The 25,361-nt window shown below is 72.4% G+C and carries 22 protein-coding genes; 17 read left to right on the top strand and 5 right to left on the bottom strand.

Features of this window, described 5'->3' with window-relative positions:
* The first annotated feature begins 8 nt into the window (after window positions 1–8).
* From ACFYPM_RS25310 to ACFYPM_RS25285, 6 genes are read left to right on the top strand one after another with little or no spacing between them, the layout of a single operon-like run.
* Window positions 9–1,202, top strand: a complete 1,194-nt coding sequence (locus tag ACFYPM_RS25310; RefSeq protein ID WP_387201597.1) for an ABC transporter substrate-binding protein — start codon at window positions 9–11, stop codon at window positions 1,200–1,202.
* Window positions 1,199–2,095 carry a branched-chain amino acid ABC transporter permease gene (locus tag ACFYPM_RS25305; protein ID WP_387201594.1) on the top strand — a complete coding sequence of 299 codons (897 nt, stop codon included), beginning with the start codon at window positions 1,199–1,201 and terminating at the stop codon, window positions 2,093–2,095. The genes ACFYPM_RS25310 and ACFYPM_RS25305 overlap by 4 nt, the downstream gene beginning before the upstream one ends.
* Window positions 2,092–3,111 carry a branched-chain amino acid ABC transporter permease gene (locus ACFYPM_RS25300; protein ID WP_387201591.1) on the top strand — a complete coding sequence of 340 codons (1,020 nt, stop codon included), beginning with the start codon at window positions 2,092–2,094 and terminating at the stop codon, window positions 3,109–3,111. Before ACFYPM_RS25305 ends, ACFYPM_RS25300 begins: the two co-directional genes overlap by 4 nt.
* Window positions 3,108–3,851 carry an ABC transporter ATP-binding protein gene (locus tag ACFYPM_RS25295; protein WP_387201589.1) on the top strand — a complete coding sequence of 248 codons (744 nt, stop codon included), beginning with the start codon at window positions 3,108–3,110 and terminating at the stop codon, window positions 3,849–3,851. Before ACFYPM_RS25300 ends, ACFYPM_RS25295 begins: the two co-directional genes overlap by 4 nt.
* A complete protein-coding gene (locus ACFYPM_RS25290) occupies window positions 3,851–4,621 on the top strand; it encodes an ABC transporter ATP-binding protein (RefSeq protein WP_387201586.1) in 771 nt (256 codons plus the stop codon). The genes ACFYPM_RS25295 and ACFYPM_RS25290 overlap by 1 nt, the downstream gene beginning before the upstream one ends.
* Before the next feature lie 51 nt (window positions 4,622–4,672).
* Complete coding sequence (locus ACFYPM_RS25285; RefSeq protein ID WP_387201583.1) at window positions 4,673–5,476, top strand: class I SAM-dependent methyltransferase; 804 nt, start codon at window positions 4,673–4,675, stop codon at window positions 5,474–5,476.
* A gap of 262 nt (window positions 5,477–5,738) precedes the next feature.
* On the opposite strand, the gene ACFYPM_RS25280 is transcribed toward ACFYPM_RS25285, so the two are convergent.
* From ACFYPM_RS25280 to ACFYPM_RS25270, 3 genes are all read right to left on the bottom strand, one after another.
* The gene (locus ACFYPM_RS25280; RefSeq protein ID WP_387201581.1) at window positions 5,739–6,680 is read right to left on the bottom strand and encodes a hypothetical protein; all 942 of its coding nucleotides are present in this window, start codon (window positions 6,678–6,680) and stop codon (window positions 5,739–5,741) included.
* 257 nt (window positions 6,681–6,937) lie between these two features.
* Window positions 6,938–7,549 (bottom strand): dihydrofolate reductase family protein, encoded by a 612-nt coding sequence (locus tag ACFYPM_RS25275; protein WP_387201579.1) that lies wholly within the window; start codon window positions 7,547–7,549, stop codon window positions 6,938–6,940.
* Between the two features lie 10 nt (window positions 7,550–7,559).
* The gene (locus ACFYPM_RS25270; RefSeq protein WP_387201576.1) at window positions 7,560–8,099 is read right to left on the bottom strand and encodes a DinB family protein; all 540 of its coding nucleotides are present in this window, start codon (window positions 8,097–8,099) and stop codon (window positions 7,560–7,562) included.
* A 112-nt stretch (window positions 8,100–8,211) separates the two neighbouring features.
* On the opposite strand from ACFYPM_RS25270, the gene ACFYPM_RS25265 reads away from it, so the two are divergent.
* From ACFYPM_RS25265 to ACFYPM_RS25255, 3 genes are all read left to right on the top strand, one after another.
* Window positions 8,212–8,679, top strand: a complete 468-nt coding sequence (locus ACFYPM_RS25265) for a MarR family transcriptional regulator (protein WP_387201573.1) — start codon at window positions 8,212–8,214, stop codon at window positions 8,677–8,679.
* 139 nt (window positions 8,680–8,818) lie between these two features.
* A complete protein-coding gene (locus ACFYPM_RS25260; protein WP_387201570.1) occupies window positions 8,819–9,799 on the top strand; it encodes an ATP-binding cassette domain-containing protein in 981 nt (326 codons plus the stop codon).
* Window positions 9,796–10,623, top strand: a complete 828-nt coding sequence (locus ACFYPM_RS25255; RefSeq protein WP_387201567.1) for an ABC transporter permease — start codon at window positions 9,796–9,798, stop codon at window positions 10,621–10,623. The genes ACFYPM_RS25260 and ACFYPM_RS25255 overlap by 4 nt, the downstream gene beginning before the upstream one ends.
* A 1-nt stretch (window position 10,624) precedes the next feature.
* Here ACFYPM_RS25255 and ACFYPM_RS25250 read toward each other — a convergent pair whose 3' ends face one another.
* Window positions 10,625–13,804, bottom strand: a complete 3,180-nt coding sequence (locus ACFYPM_RS25250) for a BTAD domain-containing putative transcriptional regulator (RefSeq protein ID WP_387201564.1) — start codon at window positions 13,802–13,804, stop codon at window positions 10,625–10,627.
* 113 nt (window positions 13,805–13,917) lie between these two features.
* On the opposite strand from ACFYPM_RS25250, the gene ACFYPM_RS25245 reads away from it, so the two are divergent.
* The 6 genes from ACFYPM_RS25245 to ACFYPM_RS25220 all read left to right on the top strand — a co-directional run bounded on the left by ACFYPM_RS25245 (window position 13,918) and on the right by ACFYPM_RS25220 (window position 20,900).
* Window positions 13,918–14,751 carry an ABC transporter ATP-binding protein gene (locus ACFYPM_RS25245; RefSeq protein ID WP_387201561.1) on the top strand — a complete coding sequence of 278 codons (834 nt, stop codon included), beginning with the start codon at window positions 13,918–13,920 and terminating at the stop codon, window positions 14,749–14,751.
* Between the two features lie 32 nt (window positions 14,752–14,783).
* Window positions 14,784–15,767 carry an ABC transporter substrate-binding protein gene (locus ACFYPM_RS25240; RefSeq protein ID WP_387201559.1) on the top strand — a complete coding sequence of 328 codons (984 nt, stop codon included), beginning with the start codon at window positions 14,784–14,786 and terminating at the stop codon, window positions 15,765–15,767.
* Window positions 15,764–17,872 carry an iron ABC transporter permease gene (locus ACFYPM_RS25235; RefSeq protein WP_387201557.1) on the top strand — a complete coding sequence of 703 codons (2,109 nt, stop codon included), beginning with the start codon at window positions 15,764–15,766 and terminating at the stop codon, window positions 17,870–17,872. Before ACFYPM_RS25240 ends, ACFYPM_RS25235 begins: the two co-directional genes overlap by 4 nt.
* A gap of 27 nt (window positions 17,873–17,899) precedes the next feature.
* The gene (locus ACFYPM_RS25230; RefSeq protein WP_387201554.1) at window positions 17,900–18,805 is read left to right on the top strand and encodes a siderophore-interacting protein; all 906 of its coding nucleotides are present in this window, start codon (window positions 17,900–17,902) and stop codon (window positions 18,803–18,805) included.
* 130 nt (window positions 18,806–18,935) lie between these two features.
* Window positions 18,936–20,396 (top strand): SDR family NAD(P)-dependent oxidoreductase, encoded by a 1,461-nt coding sequence (locus ACFYPM_RS25225; protein WP_387201551.1) that lies wholly within the window; start codon window positions 18,936–18,938, stop codon window positions 20,394–20,396.
* A gap of 27 nt (window positions 20,397–20,423) precedes the next feature.
* Window positions 20,424–20,900, top strand: coding sequence for a heme-degrading domain-containing protein (locus ACFYPM_RS25220; protein ID WP_387201548.1), 477 nt, complete (start codon window positions 20,424–20,426; stop codon window positions 20,898–20,900).
* Window positions 20,901–20,984: 84 nt separating this feature from the next.
* Here the strand turns inward: ACFYPM_RS25220 and ACFYPM_RS25215 are convergent, their stop codons facing one another.
* Window positions 20,985–22,361: an FAD-dependent oxidoreductase gene (locus tag ACFYPM_RS25215; protein WP_387201545.1), complete on the bottom strand. Its 1,377-nt coding sequence runs from the start codon at window positions 22,359–22,361 to the stop codon at window positions 20,985–20,987.
* A 173-nt stretch (window positions 22,362–22,534) separates the two neighbouring features.
* Here ACFYPM_RS25215 and ACFYPM_RS25210 point away from each other — a divergent pair, with 173 nt between their 5' ends.
* Window positions 22,535–23,920 (top strand): serine hydrolase domain-containing protein, encoded by a 1,386-nt coding sequence (locus ACFYPM_RS25210; RefSeq protein ID WP_387201542.1) that lies wholly within the window; start codon window positions 22,535–22,537, stop codon window positions 23,918–23,920.
* Window positions 23,921–24,013: 93 nt separating this feature from the next.
* Window positions 24,014–25,342 carry an alpha/beta hydrolase gene (locus ACFYPM_RS25205; RefSeq protein ID WP_387201540.1) on the top strand — a complete coding sequence of 443 codons (1,329 nt, stop codon included), beginning with the start codon at window positions 24,014–24,016 and terminating at the stop codon, window positions 25,340–25,342.
* Window positions 25,343–25,361 lie beyond the last annotated feature (19 nt).

Genomic DNA, 25,361 nt, shown 5'->3' with positions numbered 1-25,361 from the left:
GAGAAGACATGCCTCACACCACCTTTCGGCGCAGCGATGCCCTGGCCGCAACGCTGCTCGCGGTCGTCCTGACCGCCAGCACGGCCTGCGGCGACGACGCGCCGGGCACGAGCGCCAGCGGCTCGATAAAGATCGGCCTGCTCGCGTCGCTGTCCGGGACGTACCAGGCGGTCGGTACGGAGATCCGCGACGGCTTCCAGCTCTACCTGGACGCCCACGACGGCAAACTCGGCGGTCGACGGGTCGACCTCGTCGTCGCCGACGAGGGCAACGGCGCCCAGACCGCGGTGCCGGCGGCGACCAAGCTGCTCAAGCAGGACCGGGTGTCAGTGCTCACCGGCATCGTCGGTGGCGGCTCGGTCGCCGGGGTCACCCCGCTACTCGACGAGACCAAGGTGCCGCTCGTCGGCTCCAACGGGCGACCGGAACTCAAGGACGTCTCCCGGGTCTGGCACACCTCGTACCTCTCCGACGAGCCCGGGGCCGCGATCGCCCAGCACGTCCGCGACAACGTGCAGGGCTCCGTTTACGCGATCGGCCCCGACTACCAGGGCGGCTGGGACGAGCTGCGCGGGTTCACCGACGCGTTCGCAAAGATCGGCGGGAAGCTCGCCAACGACGACGGCAAGACCACCTTCACCCCGTTCCCGGCCACCACCAACTTCACCCCGTACTTCGCCCGCATCAAGGCCTCCGGCGCGGCGGCCGTCTACACGTTCTACGCCGGCAGCGCCGCCGTCGACTTCGTCAAGCAGTACGCGCAGTCCGAGATCAAGGACGTCCCGTTGTACGCGGCCGGGTTCCTCACCGAGGGCGGCGTGCTCAACGCGCAGGGCGAGGCCGCCCGGGACATCTTCTCGGTGCTCAACTACTCGCCCGACCTGGACAACGCGGAGAACCGCGCCTTCGTGGCGGCGTGGAAGGCCAAGCACGACGGCTCACCGACCACCTACGCGCTCGCCTCGTACGACGCGGCGGCGGTGCTGGACCGGGCGATCGGCGCCGCCGGGAGCAACCCGACTCCGGAGGCCATCAACACGGCCATCGGCCAGCTCGGCCAGATCGCCAGCCCGCGTGGCACCTGGCAGTTCTCCACCGCCACGCACTCGCCGGTGCAGAAGTGGTACCTGCGACAGGTCCGCCAGGACGGCCGGGCGCTGTCCAACACCGTCGTGGGTGACCTCGCGACCGTCGGCCGGTGACCGCGGTGGCGGCCGGCCTGAACCGGATCGACCCGTACCTGATCCCGGCGCTGGACGGGGTCGCCTACGGGCTGCTCGTGTTCGTCGCCGCGTCGGGCCTGGTCTTCTGCTTCGGCGTCGCCAACATCCTCAACCTGGCGCACGGCCTGCTCTACGCGATCGGCGGCTACACCGCCGCGGCGGTGCTCGACGGCGGCTGGGCCAGCCTGGCGTTGGCGCTGCTCGTCGGCGTGCTGGCCGCCGCCGCCGCCGGTGCGCTCCTGGCCGGCCTGCTCACCCCGGTCGCCACCGGCAACCACCTCGGTCAGGCGCTGTTGACGTTCGGGGTGGCACTGGCCGGCGGCAGCCTGCTCGTCGCCGGCTTCGGGCCCGACGATCCGCAGGTCCGGGTGCCCGCCGTCCTGGAGGGGTCGGTGGTGGTCGCCGGGCACCGCTACGCCGCGTACCGCCTGGTCTTCATCGTCGTCGCGGCGGTGCTCGCCGCCGTGCTCTACCTGGTGGTCCGGCGCACCCGGGCCGGGATGCTGGTCCGCGCGGCCGTCGACGACCCGGAGATGGTCGCCTGCCTGGGCGTGAGTCCCGCGCGGATCCGCACCGGTGTGCTCGCCGCTGCCGGCGCGCTGGCCGGCGCGGCCGGGGTCCTGGGCGCGCCGATCATCGGTCCCGGCACGGACACCGCCGACACCGTCCTGTTGCTGTCCCTGGTGGTCGTCGTCCTCGGCGGTCTCGGGTCGATGGGCGGCACCCTGCTGGCGGCGCTCGCGATCGGCGAGATCCAGACGCTGGGAGTGGCGCTGCTGCCGTCCGCCGCGCCGTTCCTGCTGTTCACCGCCATGGCGGCGGTGCTGGCCGTGCGGGCCCGAGGCCTGGCCGCCAACTGGAGGGCGGCATGAGGGACGCGGTGGTTCGGCGGGCGCGCGCCGCCGTCGCGGCGCTCGTCCTGGTCGGCCTGGTCGTGGCGCCCTGGGTGGTCGACGACTACACCACGGCGATCCTCGCCCGGACGCTGGCGTTGGCCCTGGTCGGGGTGAGTGTGGCCCTGCTCACCGGCGTCGCCGGCATGCCCACCCTCGGCCAGACCGCGCCGTACGCGGCGGGCGCCTACGCCTGCGCCGTGGTCGGCAGCCGGATCTCCGACGTCGGTGTCGTGCAGGTCGCCGTCGCGGCGGCCGCTGGCGCGGTGCTGGCCGCGCTCACCGTGCCCCTCGTCGTGCACGCCCGGGGGGTGATCGTCCTGATGATCACGCTCGCCATCGGTGAACTCGGCGTCACCGTCCTCGGCCGGTGGCGGTCGGTGACCGGTGGCACGGACGGGCTGGCCGGCATCGCGGCGGTCCGCCCGTTCTGGGGGCTCCCGCCGCTCGCCAGCGACCAGGCGCGTTACCTGTACGCGCTGGTCGTCGTGGCCACGCTCGTCGGCGCGGTGCTGGTGCTGCTGCGGACCCGCGCCGGGTTGCTGCTGCGCGCCGCGCGGGACGACGAGACCCGGCTGCGGGCCAGCGGGCACCGGGTGCCGCTCTACGTGTCCGGCGCGCACGTCGCTGCCGGGGCGCTCGCCGGTGCGGCCGGCTCGCTCCTGGTCGTCGCCCAGCAGTACATCTCCCCCGCCGACTTCGGCTTCGACACGTCCGCGCTGCTGCTGCTCGGTGTCGTCATCGGTGGCACCGCCTCGGTCGGTGGCGCCCTGGTCGGCGCGGCGCTGGTCATCGCGGTCCGGGACTGGTTGTTCGGGGTGCTGCCCGGCCACGCGCCGCTGGTGCTGGGGGTGCTGTTCGTGGCGACGGTCTACCTGCTGCCCAGCGGCGTCATCCGGGCCCGGGGCAGGCTGCGCCCGGGGGCCGCCCCGGCACCACAGCCGGACCCGTCCGTCGGCCAGGAGCAGGCCACCGTCGGGGAGCTGCGCCGATGACCGGCCTGCTCGACGCCCAGGAGGTCAGTGTGCGGTACGGCTCGCTCGCCGCGCTCGACGGCGTGGACCTGTGCGTGCACGACGGGCACCGACACGCGCTGATCGGCCCGAACGGCGCCGGTAAGACGACCCTGCTCAACGTGATCGGCGGGTCCACGAAACCGCAGCGCGGCACCGTGCGGTTCGACGGGCGGGACATCGGCCGGCTCGGCTCGGCGGCCCGGGCGCGGCGGGGCATCAACCGCATCCACCAACGCCCCGCGGTCTTCGCGACGCTCACCGCGACGGAGAACGTGGTGGTGGCCGCGCTCCCGCGGGTCATCCCACAGCGCAGGTGGTGGCCGGGTGGCCGCCGGCGCGACGCAGAACACCGGGCCGGTCCACTGCTGGACCAGATGGGCCTCGCCGACGTCGCGGCGGTGCCTGCCGGGCACCTCGCCCACGGGCAACGACGCCAGTTGGAGATCGCGATGGCCCTTGCCGGTCGTCCCCGCCTGCTGCTGCTGGACGAACCGGCGGCCGGGCTGTCCGCCGTCGAGGTCGGCCGGCTTGTCGAGCTGCTCCAGGCACTGCCCCGCGCGGTCGCCGTGTTACTTGTCGAACATCGACTCGACCTGGTGTACGCCCTGTCCGACACGGTGACCGTGCTGCGCGACGGTCGCACGTTGGCCGCCGGGACGCCGGACGAGATCCGTACCTCGCCGCTGGTGCGGCAGGCCTACGCCGACGGGGTGGCCTGATGTTGTCGGTGGATCGGCTGTGCGCCGGCTACGCCGGAGGGATGGTGCTGCACGAGGTCAGCCTGCGGGTGCGCCCGGGCAGCATCCAGGCCGTGGTGGGCCGCAACGGTGCGGGCAAGAGCACGCTCGTGCACACCATCGCCGGGCTGGTACGCGCCTCCAGCGGTCGCGTCGAGATCGGCGGCGTGCACGTCGCCGGCCGACAACCGCATCGCATCGCCCAGTCCGGCGTCGGTCTCGTCCCGCAGGGCCGACGGGTCTTCTCCCGGTTGACCGTGGCCGAGCACCTGCACCTGGCGGCCGCGCCGTGGCGGGCCGCCGCCCCCGGTGGCGAGGGCTGGACGGTGGCCCGCACCCTCGAACTGTTGCCAAGGTTGGCGGTGCGGCTGCGACACCGCGGCTGCGAACTCTCCGGCGGCGAACAGCAGATGCTGGCGATAGCCCGGGCTCTCCTCGGACAACCACGGGTGCTGCTGCTCGACGAACCGTGTGAGGGTCTCTCGCCCGATCTGGCGGCGCGGGTCCGCGAGCTCGTCAACGGTCTCGCCGCCGACGGCCTGACCGTGCTGGTCGTGGAGCAGCAACTCCGGCACGCGATCGAGCTCGCCGACCGGGTGGCGGTGCTGGAGTACGGCCGGGTGGTCTACGACCGGCCGACGGCCGAGGCCCGCGCCGACCCGACGCCGCTCGCGGCGATGTTGAGCGTCGCCGCCGCCCCGGCACCCCCACCCAACCGAGCGGCCCCTCGGCTCTGGGCCGACACCCCGTAGTCACCCGGTCCCGCTCGAGTCACCCGACCCTTCTCGCAGAGGTGGACACCGATGACAACCGCTACGAGCGATGGCGCGTACACGTTCGACAACGGCGCACCTGAGGCCGTTCCCCAGCTGCACGCGCTGGAGTCCTTCCTGGACCCGATCACGACACGTCGACTGGCCAGCCCGGTGCTGCGACCGGGCGCGACCTGCTGGGAGGTCGGGGCGGGTGGCGGCTCGATGGCCCGACGGATCGCCCGCGCGACCGGCGAAGAGGGCCACGTGCTGGCCACCGACATCGACCCCACGCACCTCACGGCGGAGGGCAACCTGCACGTACGCCGGCACGACGTGCGCACCGAACCGCCACCCGGGGACGCGTTCGACCTGATCCACGCCCGGCTGGTGCTGCTGCACCTCCCCGATCGACGACGGGTCCTGCGCACGCTCACCGGCGCGCTCGCGCCCGGCGGGTGGCTGGTGGTCGAGGAGTTCGACTGCACCGCGCCACAACGGGTGCTGACCGCGCCCAGTGACGACGCCGCGAAGCTCTTCGCGCAGGTGATGGACGCCATGATGGGTGTCCTGGAGGACCACGGCGCCGACCTGGGTTGGGCGCAGGACGTGCACACCGAGGTGGCCCTCGCCGGGCTGACCGACGTGGACACCATCACCCACTCGCAGAGCTGGGCCGGCGGGTCGACCGGCACGTCGCTCTACGAGACCAACTCCCGCCAACTGGAGCCGGATCTGCTGGCGGCGGGGCTGTCGCCCCCGCAACTGAACGCCTTCCGGCGGCTGCTGAGTGACCCCGGGTTCGCCGTCATGTCGTACCACTTCGTCTCCACGCGGGGTCGTCTGCCGAGCTGAGCAGGCGGACCACCGCGCGGAGAGCGGTCGCGTCATCCGTCGCTGTTGCGCCGCAGCACCTCCCCCCGCCGCGCTGCGGACAGCGCTACGGAGGCAGCGACCGCACCGGCCGGGCTCCCCGAGTGGGAGCCCGGCCGGCCTGTGCCGAGACCGCGGCAGCGGGCCGCCTCGGATGCGCTTGATCGACTCGGTTTCCTTGATGTCGCGGTGTCGCAGGCATCTGGATACCGCGTGTTTCGCGGAAGTCGAGTCGATCACCAGCTCACCGAGGCAGCGACTCCTGCTCGCCCAGGACAATCAGGTCGTCCGGGCGGGTCGACAGTGGCGCCGACGCCGCGTCGGGCCACACGAGGTAGCCCACCGGCGGACCGGACGACCCCCACGTGGCCCCGATGATCGTGGCCAACCCCGCGTCGTCCGGCGACCTGCGCAGGCGTACCCGGGTGCCCGGCGCGTGTCCGTCGTCGGCAACGATGAGCAGCGCGTCGAGGATCTGCCGGACACCGGCGACGGGCAGCCCCGGCACGTACGGCTCACCGGCGTACCCGACCCGCGGCGTCATCATCGTGCGGAGGAGCGCGCCCTGCCGGATCGCCTCCTGGCGGATCTGCCAGTCCGCGGTGTGCTCGGCGACGGTCACCGCCTCCTCGATGACCGACCAGAGCGCCAGGGACTCGCGATCGAGCAGCCGGCGGGCCTCGCGATCCACCTCGGCGCAGGCCGTGTCGAGAGCGGTGTCCTCGCCCAGCTCCGCGACCCAGGCGAGGTCCCCCACCTCGGGCAGCAGCCCCGGCGATTCCGCCGCGATCACCACGTACAGCATGGCGAGCAGTTCCACCCGGCCCTCGCCGTGGTAGAGCATTCCCACCCCACTGCCGGTACGCCCACGGCTGGGCGGGAAGCGCTCGGCCAGGTGCCGCGCGCGACCATGCGGCAGGACCACGGCCCGCCTGGTATCCGACACCCGCTCCTCGAACGACCGCCGATCGCGGCGTTCGACGAGCAGTTGGCGATGCGGGTCGAACCCGATCGGATAGATCGTCCGCCCGTACGTGGCGAGGGTTTCGCCGGGTCGCAGGCCCACCGACGCAAGGTGACGGGCAGCCACCGAGTAGGCGACACCGGCCTGGGCGGCGTGTTCCCGGATGGCGCGCTTGCGGGCACGGCCCGGGGTTGGGGTCCGCCGTGGTTGCTGATCAGACATGACGCCTCCGGTGCAGCCCCACGCACTCCACCGAGCAGGCGGCGTGGCTGGCACGCCGGGAGTCGACACAGCGGCGCGGAGTCGGAGACTCTTGGCCCCCAGCATGCGGTCGGGCGTGGGCCACCACATCGGGCACGGGCAGGCGCTCTGCCGCCGCCAGCATATCGCGACTTCGACAATCGGCGCTGCCGTGCAGGCGCCGGCCGGTCTGCACGGCGGACGTCGAGTCCGCACTGCGGCCGGCCGACGCCGAGCGGTCACCTCGGGACGCGGAAGCGCAGGTGCGTGACGTGTGGTGATTCGATCACCGCGGTGCGTTCGAGGTCGATGTGGTCGGTGCCGAGGTGGTCGAACAGGCGCGTGCCGGTGCCGAGGAACACCGGTACGAGTTGGAGGTGGATCTCGTCCACCAGCCCGGCCTTGACGAACTCTCGTCCGGTGGTGGGTCCACCCATGATGAGGACGTTCCGGTCGCCCGCTGCCTGTCGCGCCTGGCGCAGCGTGCTGTGGAGTCCGTCGTCGACGAACGTGAAGACGTCGCTCCTCATCCGCAACGGGTCGCGCGGCTCGCGAGTGACCACGAAGGACGGCACCGGGAACGGGGTGTCCTGCCACAGGTCCACGCCGACGTCGAACGTCCGTTTGCCGATCACCACGGCGCCGGTCGTGTCCTGACGCTCTCGTACCTGCGCGGCGTCGACCCCGACCGGGGTGACGCCGTCTGCCGCCACACCGCGATCCCCGTCAGCCTGGAACAGCCATTCGTGCAGCCGCTCGCCGCCCCTGCCCATCGGTTGTTCGCGGGTGACGTCCGGGCCGGCGGCGAAGCCGTCCAACGACACGCTCATGCTCAACACCGTGCGGCCCATCGGGCCTCCTTTACACGTCCTGCCAGCGGTAGAGGTCGCGTAGCAGGGAAATCTCGGCGCCGTGATGGATCAGTTCCCTGTTGACGTGCAGGACGATGCCCTGCATGGGAAACCGTTCGGGACCCACAGCGGGCGGGTTCTCCAGGTCAACGTCCGAGAGCTCGCGGACCCCCGCGTTCCATCTCCCGTACATCTCGTCGAGCTGTTTCAGCGCCTCCTCGGCGGTCCCCGCGTAGGCGAGAGAGTCGGCCTCCTGGCCGCCGAAGTGCCATTCGACCCGATAGCCCAGGCAGGAGACGATGATGTGCGCCAGCCGCCAGGCGATCGTGGTCACCGGCGCGGGCACCGGATCGGGGGACGCGGAGTCCATCGTCCATTCCCCCCGACCGGCCGACATCGGTGCGGCCGACGTGCCACGTGGACGAATGCTCCAGCAACCGCGCACCGGCTCCCAGAAGTACTCCCCATCAGCAAGACCGTCCAGCCGGGGCCGCAGGTTCTTCTGCCAGTGCCGGTCCAACTGGTCCGCGATTCGCTCGCTTCTCCTCACTCGCGCAACCTACGCCGTCGCGGCTCGTGGGGACAGCCTGGTCACCTCATTGACCTCACCTTGACTTGAGGTTTTAGGGTCGCGCTCAGTCGAGCACTCCCAGGAGGCACCCGTGGCAACCCAGCGCCTGTCCGATGTCGAACTCGCGACCCAGCCCGCCGCGTACTGGACCGGCGTGGCCTATGAGGCACTCATCGCCTTCACGCGGGCCCGGTACGCCGATTTCGGCTTTACCCAGCCCCAGTTCTGGTTGCTCCGCAACCTGTCGGGCAACGACATCTCACCGGACGGTCACGGCATGACCATTCCGGAGCTCGCGATGGCGATGGGCACCTACCTGAGGTCCGAGGACGATCTGGAGGCCGAGGCCGGCGTTCTGCTGGTTCGGGGTTGGCTCTCGCGCGACGACCAGCAGCGACTCTGGATCACCGAGGCGGGCGAGGCGGCTCGCCTCACCATCAAGCAGCACGCTCCGGCGATCCGTGCTCGCATCCACCAGGGGATCGACGACGCCGACTACGTGACGGCCCTGAAGGTGCTCCGCCAGATGATCCGGAACACGGACGGTCCGGCGACCTGACCTGGTCCGTGCGTACGCGCCTTGATCGACTCGGTTTTCTTGGTGTCGCGGTGTCGCGGTGTCGCGGTGTCGCGGTGCGTGTCAGCCGGTGTCGGTGGCGTGTCGGGGCGGTGTCAGCCGAACCGTGCAGGCTGGGCGCATGACAGTTGACCTGGTGATCGAGGCCGAGGGCCTCGTGAAGACGTTCGGGAAGACGAGGGCGCTTCAGGGCGTGGACCTCGCGGTTCCCCGCGGGACGGTGCTCGGGGTGCTCGGCCCCAACGGCGCCGGTAAGACCACCGCCGTACGCATCCTCTCCACCCTGCTGGCCCCGGACGGCGGAACCGCCCGGATCGGCGGTTTCGACGTGGTACGGGACGCCGAGCGCGTTCGGCAGAGCATCGGCCTCACCGGCCAGTACGCCTCGGTCGACGAGGACCTGACCGGGCGGCAGAACCTGGAGCTGTTCGGCACCCTGCTGGAACTGGGGCGCACCGGTGCCCGGCGACGGGCCGCCGAACTGCTCGACTGGTTCGACCTGACCGACGCCGCGAACCGCCCGGCCAAGACCTACTCCGGCGGCATGCGGCGGCGGCTGGACCTGGCCGCCAGCCTCGTCGGCTCCCCCGACGTGATCTTCCTGGACGAGCCGACTACCGGACTCGACCCGGCCAAGCGCGAGGACATGTGGAACGTGGTCCGCTCGCTTGTCAGCAACGGCTCGACGGTGCTGCTCACCACCCAGTACCTGGAGGAGGCCGACGCGCTCGCCGACGCGATCACGGTCATCGACCACGGCCGGGTCATCGCCCACGACACGCCGGACGGGCTCAAGCGGGTGGTCGGCGGGCAGACCCTCGAGGTCCGGCCGACCGACGCGGCGCACCTGCTCCGTACCGCGGAGATCCTGACCCAGGTCGGCTCCGGCGCGACTGCCGACGAGGTCCGCAAGGGCGTGCTCGCGGTGCCGGTCACCGACGACGCGGCGCTGACCGAGAGCGTCGCGCGGTTCGCCGCCGCCGGCATCGCGGTCACCGAACTCTCCCTGCACCTGCCGAGCCTCGACGAGGTGTTCTTCACCCTCACCGGGCGTACGGCATCCGACGACGACACCACCCGCCCCACGGAGGTCGCGGCATGAGCACTCTGATCGACACGGCACCCACGAAGAGCCGCGCACTGTCGACGACGGCCCCGAACCCGCGGCCGTTCCGGCTGGTCCGGCACTCGTTGGCGCTCGCCAAGCGCAGCCTGATCAAGACCTGGCGTACGCCCGAGGCGCTCATCGACGTCACGCTGCAACCGGTGCTGTTCCTCATCATCTTCGTGTACGTCTTCGGTGGCGCGGTCGCCGGATCGACCCACGACTACCTGCAGTTCCTGCTGCCCGGCATCCTGGCGCAGACCATCGCCACCGGTGCCATCGCGATCGGCGTCAATCTGAACACCGACATCGCCAAGGGCATCTTCGACAGGTTCCGGTCGCTGCCGATCCCCCGCTCCGCACCACTTGTCGGAGCGGTTCTCGGCGACGTCGTCCGGTACGTCATCGTCACGGTGTCGACCCTCGCGATCGGCTACGTGATGGGTTTCCGGATCGAGACCGACCTGTTTCGGGCGATCGCCGGGTGTCTGCTCGCGGTGCTGTTCGCGCTCTGCCTGAGCTGGTTGCCGGTGCTGGTGTCGATGAAGGTACGGACCGCGGGTGCCGTGCAGGGCGTGATGTTCGCGCTGATCATGCCGCTGAGCTTCGCGTCGAACGTGTTCGTCGGCGCCGACACCCTGCCCGGCTGGATGCGGGCGTTCGTGGACGTCAACCCGATGACCCACCTGGTGGCGTCGGTGCGCGGCTTGTTCCTCGGCACCCCACTCGGCAACCACGTCTGGTGGACGCTCGCCTGGTGCGCCGGCTTCGTGGCGGTGTTCATGCCGCTGGCGCTGCGCGCGTACCGCAAGAAGATCTGACCTACGCGAGCAGGTCGTCCATCAGCTCGCGGATCCGGCTGACGACCGCGGCGGGTGGCCGCTCGCGCCACGCGGCCAGCAACGGCTCACGCTGCTCCTCGTTCCCGAGGATGGCGTTGAGCCGTTCGCCGTTCTCGGACGGGAAGAACATCTCGATCTGGCTGCCGATCCGCTTCGCGAGTGCGGACAGTTCGCGGGCGGTGTCGATGTCATCCCGGTACGCCGCGAGTTCCGCGCCGCCCGACGCCCACGCCCCGATCACCGGCAGGTCCCGTGAGGTCAGCGCGTCGTCGCGGACAAGCGCCAGCATCGCGGTCGCCTGGGCGGCGGCGTCGTTCCCCGACACCCGCCGAGCCTCGGCGACCCGCAGGTAGAGGACCGCCGCCGTGGTCCGCAGCATCACGCGCGGCTGGGGCAGCGGCCCGGTCCAGCCGGCGAGGATGCGGGACACCTCGTCAGCGTGGGCGAGCACGTCCTCGTACCGCTCGCGCTGCCAGGCGAGGCGGGCCAGGCCGAGCAACGCCTGCGCGGCGTCGATCTGCTCGGACTGGCCCAGTGTGGCCGTTTCGCCCAGTCGCCGCTCCGCCTCCGCGTCGCCGGCGAGGGCGAGTTGCGCGTCCAGCCGGACCCGGATCGACCGCGCGTCCTGCGCGGCGCCGACCAACTCCATGTGCTGCACGCTGCGGGTCAGCCACTCGGCCGATCGGGCGTCCCCGCCGGGGACCAGGAACTGCCCGACGGCACCCGCCGCCATCGCCATGCCCCAGTGGTCGCCGGCGGCCTCGAAGCGGTGGTACGCCTGCTCGGCGTCGCCGATCGACGCCTCCGGCAGTCCGCCGTTCTCCCGTACCGCCGCACGCGCGAACAACCCGAGCCCCTGCACGTACGGGTCCGGGTGCGCGACCATCTCGGTCGCGCTCTTCAGGCTCTGCTCCAGATCGGACGCGTCGAAGCCGGGCAGCGCCGACGCGAGAGCGGTCAGCCGGGACGACACCTCGGCGGGACGTTCGGCCAGCAACGTCCGCAGCGCCCGCCGGGCAAGGACGGCGGGTCGCAGGTCGGCGCTGACGCCGGCGTTCACGCTGATGACCACGCACGTCCAGGCCAGCCGATCGGCGTTGGGCAGTGGTCGGCCGCTGGCCGCGCCGCGCAGGATCGCCGACCGCAGCCGTCGCTGTGGGTCGTCGATGTGCAGCAGCCCGCGCGCCCAGGACAGCACCTCCAGGTGCAGGCCCCGCACCGACCAGAGGTGAAACAGCGCGGTGGCGACGTCGACGGCGGCGGGCTCGTCGTCCGCTCCCAGTGCCCACCGCAGGCCCGCGACCAGGTTGTCCTGCTCGGCGGCGCACCGGTGCAGCGCCTCGACCTGGCCGGGGCCGATGAAGTGGCCGGCCAGTGCGACGGCCTGCTCCCGTGCCCAGCTGATCAGGCCGGCCATGGCCTGGTCCCGGTCACCGGCCGCGTCCAGTCGGGCCTCGCCGTACTCACGGACCGTTTCGAGCATCCGGTAGCGCGGCGGACCGTCCCCCTCGACCAGGGTCAGCAGGGACTGTTCGACGAGGGTCGCCAGGCCGCGCCGGACGTCCGGGGTCTGCGCGACGGCGGCGGCGAGGTCTGCGGTGAACGGCGCGGGGATGACCGCGACCCGTTGGAGCAGGTGGCGGTCGTCCGCGGCGAGCAGTTCCCTGCTCCAGTCGACCAGGGCCCACAGGCTCGCGTGCCGCTCGGGCAGGCCGCGCAGGGCGTCGTCGAGCAGCGCGAACCGGTCGGTCAGGCCGGCGAGCACGTCGTCGATCGGCATGTGCCGCAGTCGCGCGGCGGCCAACTCGAGTGCCAGCGGCAGGTTGTCGAGGCGGTGGCACAGGGCCAGCACCCGCTCGGTGTCCCAGGTCGGCACGGCGCCACCGGCCCGGGCCCGGGACTCGACAAGCGCGAGCGCGTCGCTGTCCGGCAACGCGGTCAGCCGGTGCACCACCTCGCCGACCAGGCCCAGTGGGGCGCGGCTCGTCGCGAGCACCGCGACCTCCGGTGAGGCCGCCGCGACCAGGTCCGCGACGGCGACAGCGACCGCGTCGAGCACGTGCTCGCAGTTGTCCAGCACCACCAGCCCGTCCAGGTCCGGCGCCACCGCGCGCAGCCGCTCCTCGGGGCTGAGGACCCGCCGCTCCAGACCCAGATTGCCGCCGGTCGCCGTGGTGTCCGCACCGCCGAGCGCGGCGAGCACCGTGGGCAGCACCTCGTCGGGTGAGCGCAGGCCAGCGAGTTCAATGACGCGCACCGAGCGCCCGGCCGCGGCGGCGCGTCTCGCCACCTCGGCGGCGAGCCGGGTCTTGCCCGCCCCGCCGGTCGCCACGATCGTCACGACAGGTGTCTCGGCGAGCGCGTCGGTGACAGCCTTCAGGTCCCGCTCCCGCCCGACCAGGGCGGCCATGGGACGGCGCCACGCGGTGGGCAGCGTGATCCGCGCCGGTTGCCGGGGCGGCGCCGCGACGGGCGCTGCGGTGAGTTCACCGCGCAACAACGCCAGGTGGACGCTCGTGATCACGGGCGACGGGTCGGTGCCGTACCGGTCGGCCAGCTCGGCGCGCAGCCGCTCGACCACCTTTAGCGCCTCCGCCTCCCGCCCCTGGGCGGCGAGCACCCGGACGAGCAGGGCTGCCGACGGCTCGTCCGGGGGCGTACGCGCGACGAGCCGGCCCAGGTCGACCTCGTCGAACGAACCCACACCGGCGAGTGCCGCCTGCGCGCGCAGCGCCGTGACATCCGCGAACAGGCGCGTGTCCTCGCTGGTGACCAGCTCCGGGACCTCGGGGAACAGGGCACGCGCCTGATCGGCCAGGCCGCGGGCGGACCGGGCGTCGCCACAGTGGAACACGGTCCGCGCCCGGTCGACGAGCGCGCGGGCCTCGACCGCGTCGACGCTGATCTCCTCGGCGGGCAGCCGGTATCCGCCCGGCACCGCGACCACGGGCAGCCCGAGACGACGAACCCGGGACACGAGCGCCTGGACGGCGCCTGTCGCGTCGTCGGGTGGCGTGCCGTCCCAGACGGCGTCCACGAGCAGGTTCACGGAGACCGCCCGCCCACGCGCGTCGACGAGCGCGCGAAGCACCGCCACGAGCCGTTCACCCCGAACGGGTCGGCCGTCGACGGCGAGTGGGCCGAGGGTCGCGATGTGCACGGATCCAGCATCCCTCACGCGCCCACGGGACCGACGACCACCGGTCCGCCCGGCTGTCGACGCGAGCGCGACCGGCTTGACAGGCCACCATGAGGTTAGGTTAGCCTAACCTCATGCAGAACGAGTTGGCGTCGGCCAACGGGGATCGCAGCCTGTCCGGCGTCGACCTCCGGCTGGGCTACCACGGTGTGCCGGTGGTGCACGGTGCCGTGATCAACCTTCGCGCGGGCGCCGTGACCGCACTGGTGGGGCCCAACGGCAGCGGCAAGTCCACGCTGCTTCGGGCGCTGGCCCGGCTGCACCCGATCGAGGCCGGAGTCGTGCACCTCGCCGACGGCGTCACGGCCGTCAGCCTCCCGGCCCGCGAGTTCGCTCGTCGGGTCACCCTGCTGGCCCAGAGCAGGCCGGTGCCCAGCGGTGTCACCGTCCGCGACGTCGTTGGCTACGGCCGCCACCCCTACCGGGGGCGCTGGCGGGCGGAGGACCCGCTCGGTCCCGCCGCGATCGCCCGCGCCATGGACGTCACCGGCGTCGCGACGATGGCCGATCGCCCGGTGGACGAACTCTCCGGAGGCGAGTTGCAGCGCGTGTGGCTGGCCACCTGCCTGGCCCAGGACACCCCGGTGCTGCTTCTCGACGAGCCCACCACGTTCCTCGACCTGCGTTACCAGGTGGAGATCCTCGACCTGGTCCGGGACCTCGCGAACGACCACGACGTCGCAGTCGGCGTCGTGCTGCACGACCTCAACCAGGCAGCCGCCGTGGCGGACGAGATCGTCCTGTTGCACCAGGGCCGGGTGCGCGCCACCGGCACCCCGGCCACGGTCTTCACCGAGGACGCCCTCACCGAGACCTACGGGATCCGCATCGAGGTGAGCACCGATCCGGTCAGCGGACTGGTCACCACCCGCCCGGTCGGGCGGCACCCGATCCGCGCCCTGGTCTGAACACCCCTCATCCCCAGCAGAGAAAGACCGTCATGACCCGTACCCGTTTCACCGCCCTCCTCGCCGTCGTGACCGCGCTGACGCTCGGCGCCTGCGGCACCACCGAGAAGGCTGCGGCCCCCGAGACCTCCTCATCGGCGGCCGGCGGCCCGGTCACCCTCACCGACAGCCGCGGCAAGGAGATCACCCTCAAGGCCCCGGCGACCAAGGTCGTCGGGCTGGAGTGGGGCGAGGTCGAGATGCTGGTCAGCCTCGGCGTCATGCCCGTCGGCGTCGCCGACCCGAAGGGGTACGGCACCTGGGTCACCGCCGCGAAGCTCGACCCGAGCGTCAAGGACGTCGGCACTCGCGGTGAGCCCAGCGTCGACTCGATCGTCGCCCTCCAACCCGACCTCATCGTGATGGAGGACGACCGGGGCGCCAACCTGATCAGTCAGCTGGAGAAGTACGCCCCCGTCGTGGTCGCCAAGGGCAGTGACGCCGCCGACAACCTCGGCCGGATGCGCACCGACCTCACCATGATCGCCAAGGCCGTCGGCAGGACCACCGCGGCGGAGAAGCTGCTCACCGACTTCGACGCGGCCATCGCCGACGGCAAGAAGAAGATCGCCGACGCGGGCGCCGCCGGCCGGCCGTTCGCCATCGCCGACGGCTGGAAGGAGGGCAGCACCGTCAGCATCCGGATGTTCGGCAAGGGCGCGCTCGTCTCCCAGATCGGCATCCAGCTCGGTCTCACCAACGCGTGGACCGGCAAGACCGACGAGGTGTGGGGCCTCGGCCAGACCGACGTCGAGGGCATGACGGTGCTCAAGGACCCCAACCTGCGCTTCTTCTACAGCGCATCCGACGGCGACGACGTGTTCGCCAACGGTCTCGCCGGTAACGCCATCTGGAAGGCGCTGCCCTTCGTCCGGCAGGGCAACCTGCACAAGATGCCCAACGGCATCTGGACCTTCGGCGGACCGCTGTCCGGCAAGCAGTACATCGACGAACTCGTCAAGACGTACGCGGTGTGAGCGTGCTCAGCGCACCTCCACGTCCGGAGCCGGCCACCCGGCCGGCTCCGGACGGCCGCCCGGCCGCGCCCCGCGTCGCCGTCGTCTTCGTCGCCGCGACCCTGCTGCTGCTCGTGGTCGGCGCGGTGCACCTCACCCAGGGCACCTCGAACGTCGGCGCCCTGGATCTGCTGCGGCTCGCGACCGGCGCCGACGACGAGACGGCCCGCGTCCTGATCGCCGCCCGGCTGCCCCGACTGCTCGCGGGGCTGGCCATCGGCGTCGCGCTCGGCTTCGCCGGTGCCGCGTTGCAGTCGATCGCCCGCAATCCACTCGCCTCGCCCGACACCCTCGCGGTCAACGCGGGCGCACACCTGGCGATCGTGTCGGTGGCCGCGTTTGGCGTCTCGCTGCCCGCGCTGCCCGCCGGCGGCCTCGCCTTCTGCGGAGGGTTGGCCGCCGCCGGCCTGGTGATGGCGATGTCCTCCGGCGGGCAGGCCGGCACCACCCGGCTGATCCTCGCCGGCTCGGCGACCGCCCTGGCGCTCGGGTCGGTGACCACCCTGCTGCTGCTGCTGTTCGAGCAGGCCACCATCGGCCTGTTCGCGTGGGGCAACGGCTCGCTGGTGCAGAGCGACCTGACCGCGCTGACCCAACTGGCGCCGGTGATCGTCGGCGCCATCGTCGTGCTGATGCTGCTCGGGCACCGCCTCGACATCCTCGCCCTCGGCGACGACACCGCCACCGTGCTCGGGCTCGACGTGCGGCGTACCCGGCTCACCGTCATGGTCTTCGCTGTGCTGCTGTCCGCCGCGGCCGTCACCCTCACCGGTCCGGTCGGCTTCGTCGGCCTGTGCGCCCCGGTGATCGTCCGGCTGCTCGCTCCCGTGGTGCCGGGGGTGCACCGGCACCGCATCCTGCTGCCGCTGTCCGGCATTGCCGGCGTCATCATCGTGCTCGGCTCCGACGTAGTGCTGCGCGCCGTCATGGGCGGGCAGGCCGGAGTGGACATCCCCACCGGTGTCGTCACCACCCTGTTCGGCGCGGCGATCCTCATCTGGCTGGCCCGCCGGCACCGCGACGCGGGCCCCACCCGCCGCCCACCCGGCGGGCATGCGGCCGTCCGCTCCGCCGCCTTCCACCGCGGCGTCGTCGCCGTCGCCGTCGTGGTGACCGGCTCCGCCGTGGCGGTCGGCATGCTGGCCGGTGACACCTGGGTACTGCTGGGTGACGTCGTCAACTGGGTCAACGACAGCACCGGGCCGGCGTACACCTTCGTGCTGGACCAGCGGTGGCCGCGCGTCGCCGCGGCGGTCCTGGCCGGCGCGGCGCTCGCGGTGGCCGGCACCACCGTGCAGGCGGTCTGCCGCAACCCGCTGGCCGAACCGGGCATCCTCGGCATCACCGCCGGCGCCGGCCTGGGGGCCATCTCCCTGCTCACCTTCGCGCCGCTGGCCGGGGTGTGGGCCGTCTCCGGCGTCGCCGGGCTCGGCGCGATGCTGGCGTTCGCCCTGGTCTACGGCCTGGCCTGGCGCGGCGGGCTGAGCTCCGACCGGCTGGTGCTGATCGGGTTCGGCGCCTGGCAGGGCGGGATGGCGGTCATCACCTATCTGGTCGTCGCCTTCGACCCGTGGAACACCGGCAAGGCGTTGACCTGGCTGTCCGGCTCCACCTACGGCCGGATGCCCACCCAGGTGCTGCCGGTGCTGATCGCCCTGCTGGTACTCACCCCGGCCGTGGTCGCTGCTCGTCGCGAACTCGACCTGCTGGCGCTGGACGACGACACCCCCCGGGTGCTGGGGGTCCGGCTGGAACGCACCCGGCTGGTCGCGCTCGGCGCGGCGGCGCTACTCACCTCCACCGCGGTCTCGGCCGTCGGGGTCATCGGCTTCGTCGGCCTGGTCGCCCCGCACGCCGCGCGGGCGCTCGTCGGCGGGCGGCACTCCCGGGTGCTTCCGGTGGCCGCCCTGCTCGGCGCGGCGCTGGTCAGCGTCGCCGACACCCTCGGCCGGACGGTCATCGCTCCGGCCCAGGTCCCCGCCGGCCTGGTCACCGCCATGATCGGCGCCCCGTACTTCGTCTGGCTGCTGTGGCGCTCCCGCGCCGTGGCGAACAACCCCCGGTAGATGCCGGCCCTAGCCCGGAGAGGCACCATGACCGAGACCCTGCCCATCGCGCCCTGGCGCGTGTTCACCGTCAGCGTCCGCTCGGTACGCCGACTCAGCCCGTCCTTCACCCGGGTGACCTTCACCGGGGCGGACCTCGACCGGTTCGCGGACAACGGTTACGACCAGCGGATCAAACTGGCGCTGCCGCTGCCCGGTCAGCGCCGGGCGAGCCTGCCGGACGGCGCGGACTGGTACGCCACCTGGCGGGCGCTGCCGGACCACCTGCGCAACCCGATCCGTACCTACACCGTGCGGGCGGTCCGACCGCACCTGGCCGAGGTCGACGTCGACCTGGTGCTGCACGGCGACAGTGGCCCGGCGACGCGCTGGGCTCGGCGGGCCAGCGTCGGCGACGAGATCGCCCTGGTCGGGCCGGACGCCGGCTTCGACGGAACCCACGGCGGGGTCGAGTTTCGACAGTCGACCGGCGGCGCCCTGCTGCTGGCCGGGGACGAGACCGCGGTGCCGGCGATCAGCGGCATCTGCGAGCGGCTACCCCTCGACGCCCGGGGCACTGTCGTGCTGGAGGTGCCCGACGCCGCCGACGTGTTGCCGCTGGTGACGCCCCCCGGCATCGAGGTGCGTTGGCTGGCCCGGGGCGCCGACGGGTACGGCAGCCGGTTGGTGCCCGCCGTCGTCGCCGCGGCCGGGGAGCTGCTGGCCCCCGACGCCTCGGCGGCCGCCCAGCCCGTGCCGGACGTGAACCTGGACACCGAGATCCTCTGGGAGGTGCCCGAGGAGGTGGCCTCGGCACCGCTCTACGCGTGGCTGGCCGGGGAGGCGGGCGTGATCCGTCACCTGCGCCGGCACCTGGTCGCCGAGCGGGGTCTGGACCGGCGGGCGGTGGCCTTCATGGGCTACTGGCGGCTCGGCCACGTCGACGCGGACTGACCGCGCCGCGAGGCGCACCACGCCGGGCAGCCGCCAGGTGCGTCGAATGCCGCAAGGCGCTACCGTTTCGGGTCGGACTTGGGGCGGACCGGCTGGAGCCGGCACGGGATATGGGACGAGACAGAGACGCATGACGGTGGACAACATTACCGAAAACGGTCAAGAGGGCATTGACCGAAGCCGGCTGGAGGCCTGCCTCAGCGTCTTCGAGGCGTTGGAGGAGCTGCCCTCCGACCACCCGGACGTGGTGCGGGTGCAGCGGGCCACCGCCCGGCTCTACAAGGTGATCAAGCAGCGGCGGCGGGAGGAGCGGCGCGACGCCATCCTCGCCGCCGACCGCGCGGTGACGGAGGCCACCGCCACCGGCGCCCCCGGGCGGATCGACGACGAGACCCAGGGCATCCCGCTCGCGTCCTCCGCCGCGGGCGAGACGGCGGGTTTCCTGCACAACGCCCGCGGCTGCTACGTGTGCAAGCAGCGCTACCGCGAGGTGGACGCCTTCTACCACCAGCTCTGCCCGTCCTGCGCCGCGCTCAACCGGGAGCGCCGCGACGCCCGTACCGACCTGACCGGCCGGCGCGCGCTGCTCACCGGCGGCCGGGCGAAGATCGGTATGTACATCGCGCTGCGGCTGCTGCGCGACGGCGCGCACACGACGGTGACCACCCGGTTCCCGCACGACGCGGTGCGCCGGTTCGCCGCCATGCCCGACAGCGGGGACTGGCTGCACCGTCTGCGCATCGTCGGCATCGACCTGCGCGACCCCGCCCAGGTGATCGCCCTCGCCGACGACGTCAGCAGCCAGGGTCCGCTCGACATCCTGATCAACAACGCGGCGCAGACCGTCCGGCGGTCCCCCGGGGCGTACGCGCAGCTCATCGCCGCCGAGGCCGCGGCCCTGCCGGACGGCCCGCTGCCGGAGCTGATCACGTTCGCCAAGCCGGACGGTCCGGGTGGCCCGGTGGGCAGCCTGACCGCCGGGCCACAGTCGACGGCGCTCACCCCGCACGCGCTCACCGCGCTGGCGCTCACCAGCGGCTCCGCCTCGCCGGAGCGGATCGCCGCGTCCACGGCCATCGACGCCGGGGGTCTCGTGCCCGACCTCGACTCGGTCAACAGCTGGGTCCAGCGGGTGCAGGAGGTGGACCCGGTGGAGCTGCTCGAAGTGCAGCTGTGCAACGTCACCGCGCCGTTCGTGCTGGTCAGCCGGTTGCGCCCGGTGATGGCGGCCGCGTCGGCCCGGCGCAAGTACGTGGTGAACGTGTCGGCGATGGAGGGCCAGTTCGGCCGCGGCTACAAGGGGCCGGGGCACCCGCACACCAACATGGCCAAGGCCGCACTGAACATGCTGACCCGTACCAGTGCGCAGGAGATGCTGACCGACGGCATCCTGATGACGAGCGTCGACACCGGCTGGATCACCGACGAACGCCCGCACCCGACGAAGATGCGGCTGGCCGACGAGGGCTTCCACGCCCCGTTGGACCTGGCGGACGGCGCGGCCCGGGTGTACGACCCGATCGTCCGTGGCGAGCTGGGCGAGGACCTGTACGGCTGTTTCCTGAAGGACTACGCGCCCTGCGCCTGGTGACCACCCGGTGCGACGAGAAGGAGAGTCATGACAGCCGATCATGAATCGTGGCCGACGCTCGACGAACTGCTCCGCGAGGAGGCCGAGCTGGAGCTCGCGGGTCTGTCCGAGACCGACGCGTACGAGCTGGGGCAGCTCGCCGTCGCCGCCGCCCGGGACCAGCGGTTGCCCGTCTCGGTGGGGGTGTGGCGGGCCGGTCGCCAGCTGTTCCACTGCGGCCTGCCCGGGTCGACGGCGGACAACGACGGGTGGTTGCGCCGCAAGGGTCGGGTGGTGATGCGGTTCGAGCACTCCTCGCTCTACCTGGCGCGGTTGTGTCAGGACAAGCAGGTGACGCTTACCGAGAGGTTCGGTCTGCCGGCCTCCCGGTACGCGGCGGCCGGCGGTGCGGTGCCGCTGCGCGTACGCGGCACCGGCGTGGTGGGCTGGGTCGGCGTGTCCGGGCTCCCGCAGCTGGAGGACCACCGGTTCGTCGTCGACATCCTGCGCAGGCTGCCCCGCTAGTCAGCGTGCGCGCTGGTTGGCCCGCTGGTCAGCGTGCGCGCTGGTTGGCCCGCTGGTCAGCGTGCGCGCTGGTTGGCCCGCTGGTCAGCGTGCGCGCTGGTTGGCCCGCAGGGCACCGAGGAGCACACCGGGCCGGGCCAGCGTGAGTGGGTGTAGCCGCATGGAGACGACCTCGTTGAACCGTCGCGCGATCGCCACGTCGGTGACGGTCGCGGTGATGATCTGCCGGCTGGCCCAGCTGGTGATCCGGTGTCCGCGCGGGTAGGGCCCGTCGACGTGGGGCAGCGCGAGGTCGGCCGAGGTCGACGTCGACCACGCGGCGTCGACCACGACCTTCTGCAACGCGAGGTACTCCCGGGCGGGGGCGGTCAGCTCCGGGCGACCACGCAGGTACGTCGCCAGGCAGGCCGCATGCAGGGCCGCCGCCGTCATGCCCTGCCCGTACACCGGGTTGAACGAGGCGACGGCGTCGCCCACGCTGACGAGCCCGCCCGGGAAGCGCCGCAGCGCGGCGAATTCGCGCCGTCGACTGTCGGCGTGGTGGTAGGTCTGGACGTCGCCGATCATCTCCTGGTCGGCGACGTCGCCGAACTCGGGGGGAAACTGCTCCCGCAGTCGGCGGACGAAGTCCTCAGCCGTGCTGCCGGGGCGGTTGTCACCGTAGCCGGCCATCATGGCCATCCACCGACCGTCCTCGATGGCGAAGAACGCGGCGCCGGCGACGTCCGAGGCCGTCCTCGGAGTGTTCAGCGCCAGGGCGACGGGCGGGGCCGGGGCCGTCGGCGGGCGCCGGAACAGGGCCGTCGCGTAGTTGAGGTGCACCCTCACCCGCCGGGTGGCCGGCCGCTCCCAGCCGGCCTGCTCCAGCCAGGCCGACAGCTTGCTCGACCGTCCCATGGCGTCCACCACGAGGTCACCGCTCTCCACGCCGGGCACCCCGCCGACGTCGCAACGGACCCCGGTGACCACGGTGCCGTCGAACACGAGACCCGTGGCACGGGCGGTGACCGTCTTGACGTTCGGCAGTCGCAGCACCTGCTGGCGGATCAGTCCCTCCAGGAGCGGCCGGCTGCCAGCCAGGCTGTCGGCGTCGTCGGGGACGACGACCCGCAGGCGACCGTCGAGGTAGTTGCGCCGGGACGCGGGCGGCGCCTCGACGGCCCCGCGGGCCAGAGCCTCCTCGCGGAAGCCCGGAAACAGCCGCTCGAACTGGAGCAAGCCGCCGGGCAGCAGCGCGTGCAGCTGCGTCCCCTGGGGTACGCCCGGACGCGCGCCGCTCACCTGCGGGTCGTCCCGGTCGATGATGACGACGCTGTCGGCGTAGTCGGAGAGCACGCGGGCGGCCAGCAGGCCGGCGACGCTGCCGCCGACCACGACTGCCGCGCCCAGTACCGGGGACGGCTGATCGGGAGGCCGCACCGCGTTCAGCTCGGCGAAGATCCGGGCGCGGGAGAGGGGCATCGTGCTCTCCAAGGGGATGGTCGGTCGGTGTGGCGCCCGCCGATCGTTGCACAACCACCGCACATTTACCGAACGTGTCCGCATGGTGACCATGTGTTGACCGGTGGTGAGGCGTGACCGAGGTTGGAGGGCTCGGTTGGCGCACGTCGATGTCAACTGTCACGATTCCCGGCATGCCCATCGCGCGTCGTACTCTGCTCGGGGCCGGTCTGGCCGTCGCGACCTCCGCCCTCGCCGGCTGCGGTGACGACGGCGCGCCGAAGCCCGGTCCGGGCGGTCCCGGCGGCGCGGTGACCGCGACGGACGCCGCCGGAAACCGGGTGGGCTTCGGCTCGGCCGGTGGCACCACCGCCCCGTCCGGCTCGCCGAGCGCCGCCGCGTCGCCGAGTGGCGGTGCCGTGTCAGCCGGCCAGGCCCGGTACGCGCAGGGCGTGACGGCGCTGCTCCGCAAGCACCTCCCCGCCACATCGCAGACCGTTGCGCACAAGGGCTTCCCCGGCGCGGTCGCCGTTGTCCTGGTTGATGGGAAGACGACCGTGCACACCGCCGTCGGGGAGGCGCTGCGCTACGACGCGGGCCCGAAGCTTCTTCCGGCGAGCCAGCGGGTCGTGATGCGTCCCGACTCCATCTTCGACCTCGCCTCGGTGACCAAGGTCTACACGGCCATCCTGCTGCTCCAGCAGGTCGACAAGGGCCGCGTCGACCTGGGCGCACCCGTCCGCGGCTACCTGCCGGGCTTCACCGGAGCCGGCACCGAACGCGTCACCGTCGAGATGCTGCTGACCCACACCAGCGGCCTGCCGGTCGGCGCCAAGGTCACCGGCCTTGCCGACAGTGCCGCCCGCTGGAACGCCGTGCTCACCACCGGGTTGGTCTCCGGCGCCGTGCCCGGGGACACGTTCCGCTATTCCAGCGTCGGGCTCATGGTCGCCGGCCGGATCGTCGAGAAGGTCACCGGTCAGCGGCTCGACCAGGCGCTCAAGAGCAACCTCACCGGCCCCCTGGGCCTACGCGACACCGGCTTCAACCCCAACACCTGGTTGTCGGGCACCGCGAAGGCCGGTCGGCTCGTGGCCACCGACGCCCGCTCGTCGCGGGGCCTGCTCCGGGGCACCGTCCACGACGACGTCGCCAACCACCTCGGCGGCATCGCCGGCCACGCCGGCATCTTCGCGACTGCCACCGATCTCGCGGTTATCGGCCAACTGCTCCTCAACGGGGGCACCCACCAGGGCAGGCGGATCCTCGCCGCGGCGACCGTGCGCCGGATGCTCACCAACCAGAACGCCGGGAAACCCGCCGTCGACCCGGAGCGACCCAACCGGACCGCCGCGCACGGCCTCGGCGTCGTCCTCAACCAGAGCTGGTTCATGGGCCGACTCGCCTCGGCCCGGACCTTCGGCCACACCGGCTTCGCCGGCCCCTCGCTCCTGGTCGACCCCGGCCGCAAACTCGTCCTCGCCCTGCTCACCAACCGCGCGCACCCCAACTGGAGTTGGGCCAATCCGGATCCGGTCCGGGCCGCGGTCGGCGACCTGCTCGCCAGAGAGGTCAGCTGACCACGGGCCGAAGGTATGGACCGCCGAACCCCACCCTGACACGATACTTGCGCTAACAGTGCAAATACTTCGTCTCGTAACGGTGGAGGAACGATGCACACGTCTCGCCGGAGATTGCTCGCCACGGTGGCCGGGGTCACGCTCGCCGCCAGCCTGTCCGTCGCCCCCGTCCCGCGAGCCGCCGAGGCCGCGCCCCCTCCGGCGTACCGTCCGGTGGTCTTCGTGCACGGCAGCGCCGGGTCGGCCGCGCAGTTCCAGTCCCAGGCCAAACGTCTGACCAGCAACGGCTACCCGATCGACATCATCGAGGCCCACGAGTACGACTCACCGAACATCGCCACGATCCTGCCCCAGGTGTACGCCGGTCTCGACGCACGGATCTCCCGCCTGCTGGCCGCGACCGGCGCGGATCAGGTCGACCTGCTCGCGCACTCCCTGGGCACCTTCGTCATGCAGGGCTATCTCACCAGCTCACCGGCGCGCGCCGCCCGGGTGGCGCACTACGTCAACCTGGACGGACGCACTGCGACGACCCCTCCCGGCGGGGTGCCCACCCTCGCGATCTGGGGTGAGGGCGACCCGGCCCGCGCCATCGTCGGCGCGACGAACGTGCACCTGCCCGACCAGTCGCACACCCAGACCGTGTCGTCGCCGGAGTCGTTCGACGAGATCTTCCGATTTCTGCGTGGTCGAGCGCCGCACACGACCCGGATCGTGCCGCAACTCTTCGGCACCGCCCGGGTGTCCGGTCGCGCGGTGCTCTTCCCGAGCAACGTGGGCGTCACGGACGCGACCCTGGAGGTCTACCCGGTCAGCCCGCTGACCGGCGGTCGACTGTCGCAGCGGCCCGCGCACCGGGTGCCGCTGGGCGGCGACGGCTCGTTCGGTCCCGTCCCGGTCCTCGCCACGGCCCGCTACGAGTTCGCGGTCGTGCGCCCGGGCGCGGCGACGCACCACTTCTACGTCCAGCCGTTCCGCCGCTCGGACTCGTTGCTGCGCCTGACGACAAGCGTGCCGGGCGAGGGCCTCAGCGCACTCGTCGACACCAGCGACCGGCACACCGCGCTGACGATCCAGCGCCAGAAGGAGTGGTGGGGCGACCAGGGCGACGCCGGCGACCGCCTGTGGATCAACGGCAGGGATGTCCTGAACGCGGCGAACACGCCACGCGTCAAGAGGACGATCGCCATCTTCGCCTTCGACGACCACAGCGACGGCGTGACCGACCTGACCGCTCCGCTGCCGGAGTTCTTCAGCCAGACGTTCATCACCGGCGTGGACGTGTTCATCCCGGCCGCCCCGGCGCACCTCGGCCTCGTCGGGATCACCGTGCGGCAACGCGGCGGCGGTTACGCGGTGGTCAACGTGCCCAACTGGAGGTCGAGCGCCCATCGGGTGACGGTGAACGTCGACGACTTCTGAACCGCCCGCCGCGGGTGCC

Origin of the sequence: Micromonospora sp. NPDC005203 (assembly GCF_042872705.1) — a bacterium.
Taxonomy (GTDB): domain Bacteria; phylum Actinomycetota; class Actinomycetes; order Mycobacteriales; family Micromonosporaceae; genus Micromonospora.
The sequence above is the reverse complement of the archived record's forward strand: the minus strand, read 5'-3'. Positions and strand labels throughout refer to the sequence as shown.

Coding starts and splice junctions, on each gene's coding strand:
- ACFYPM_RS25310 (WP_387201597.1), top strand. CDS start 9: ATGCCTCACACCACCTTTCGGCGCAGCGATGCCCTGGCCGCAACGCTG.
- ACFYPM_RS25300 (WP_387201591.1), top strand. CDS start 2,092: ATGAGGGACGCGGTGGTTCGGCGGGCGCGCGCCGCCGTCGCGGCGCTC.
- ACFYPM_RS25295 (WP_387201589.1), top strand. CDS start 3,108: ATGACCGGCCTGCTCGACGCCCAGGAGGTCAGTGTGCGGTACGGCTCG.
- ACFYPM_RS25290 (WP_387201586.1), top strand. CDS start 3,851: ATGTTGTCGGTGGATCGGCTGTGCGCCGGCTACGCCGGAGGGATGGTG.
- ACFYPM_RS25285 (WP_387201583.1), top strand. CDS start 4,673: ATGACAACCGCTACGAGCGATGGCGCGTACACGTTCGACAACGGCGCA.
- ACFYPM_RS25280 (WP_387201581.1), bottom strand. CDS start 6,680: ATGTCTGATCAGCAACCACGGCGGACCCCAACCCCGGGCCGTGCCCGC.
- ACFYPM_RS25275 (WP_387201579.1), bottom strand. CDS start 7,549: ATGGGCCGCACGGTGTTGAGCATGAGCGTGTCGTTGGACGGCTTCGCC.
- ACFYPM_RS25260 (WP_387201570.1), top strand. CDS start 8,819: ATGACAGTTGACCTGGTGATCGAGGCCGAGGGCCTCGTGAAGACGTTC.
- ACFYPM_RS25255 (WP_387201567.1), top strand. CDS start 9,796: ATGAGCACTCTGATCGACACGGCACCCACGAAGAGCCGCGCACTGTCG.
- ACFYPM_RS25245 (WP_387201561.1), top strand. CDS start 13,918: ATGCAGAACGAGTTGGCGTCGGCCAACGGGGATCGCAGCCTGTCCGGC.
- ACFYPM_RS25240 (WP_387201559.1), top strand. CDS start 14,784: ATGACCCGTACCCGTTTCACCGCCCTCCTCGCCGTCGTGACCGCGCTG.
- ACFYPM_RS25230 (WP_387201554.1), top strand. CDS start 17,900: ATGACCGAGACCCTGCCCATCGCGCCCTGGCGCGTGTTCACCGTCAGC.
- ACFYPM_RS25225 (WP_387201551.1), top strand. CDS start 18,936: ATGACGGTGGACAACATTACCGAAAACGGTCAAGAGGGCATTGACCGA.
- ACFYPM_RS25220 (WP_387201548.1), top strand. CDS start 20,424: ATGACAGCCGATCATGAATCGTGGCCGACGCTCGACGAACTGCTCCGC.
- ACFYPM_RS25215 (WP_387201545.1), bottom strand. CDS start 22,361: ATGCCCCTCTCCCGCGCCCGGATCTTCGCCGAGCTGAACGCGGTGCGG.
- ACFYPM_RS25210 (WP_387201542.1), top strand. CDS start 22,535: ATGCCCATCGCGCGTCGTACTCTGCTCGGGGCCGGTCTGGCCGTCGCG.
- ACFYPM_RS25205 (WP_387201540.1), top strand. CDS start 24,014: ATGCACACGTCTCGCCGGAGATTGCTCGCCACGGTGGCCGGGGTCACG.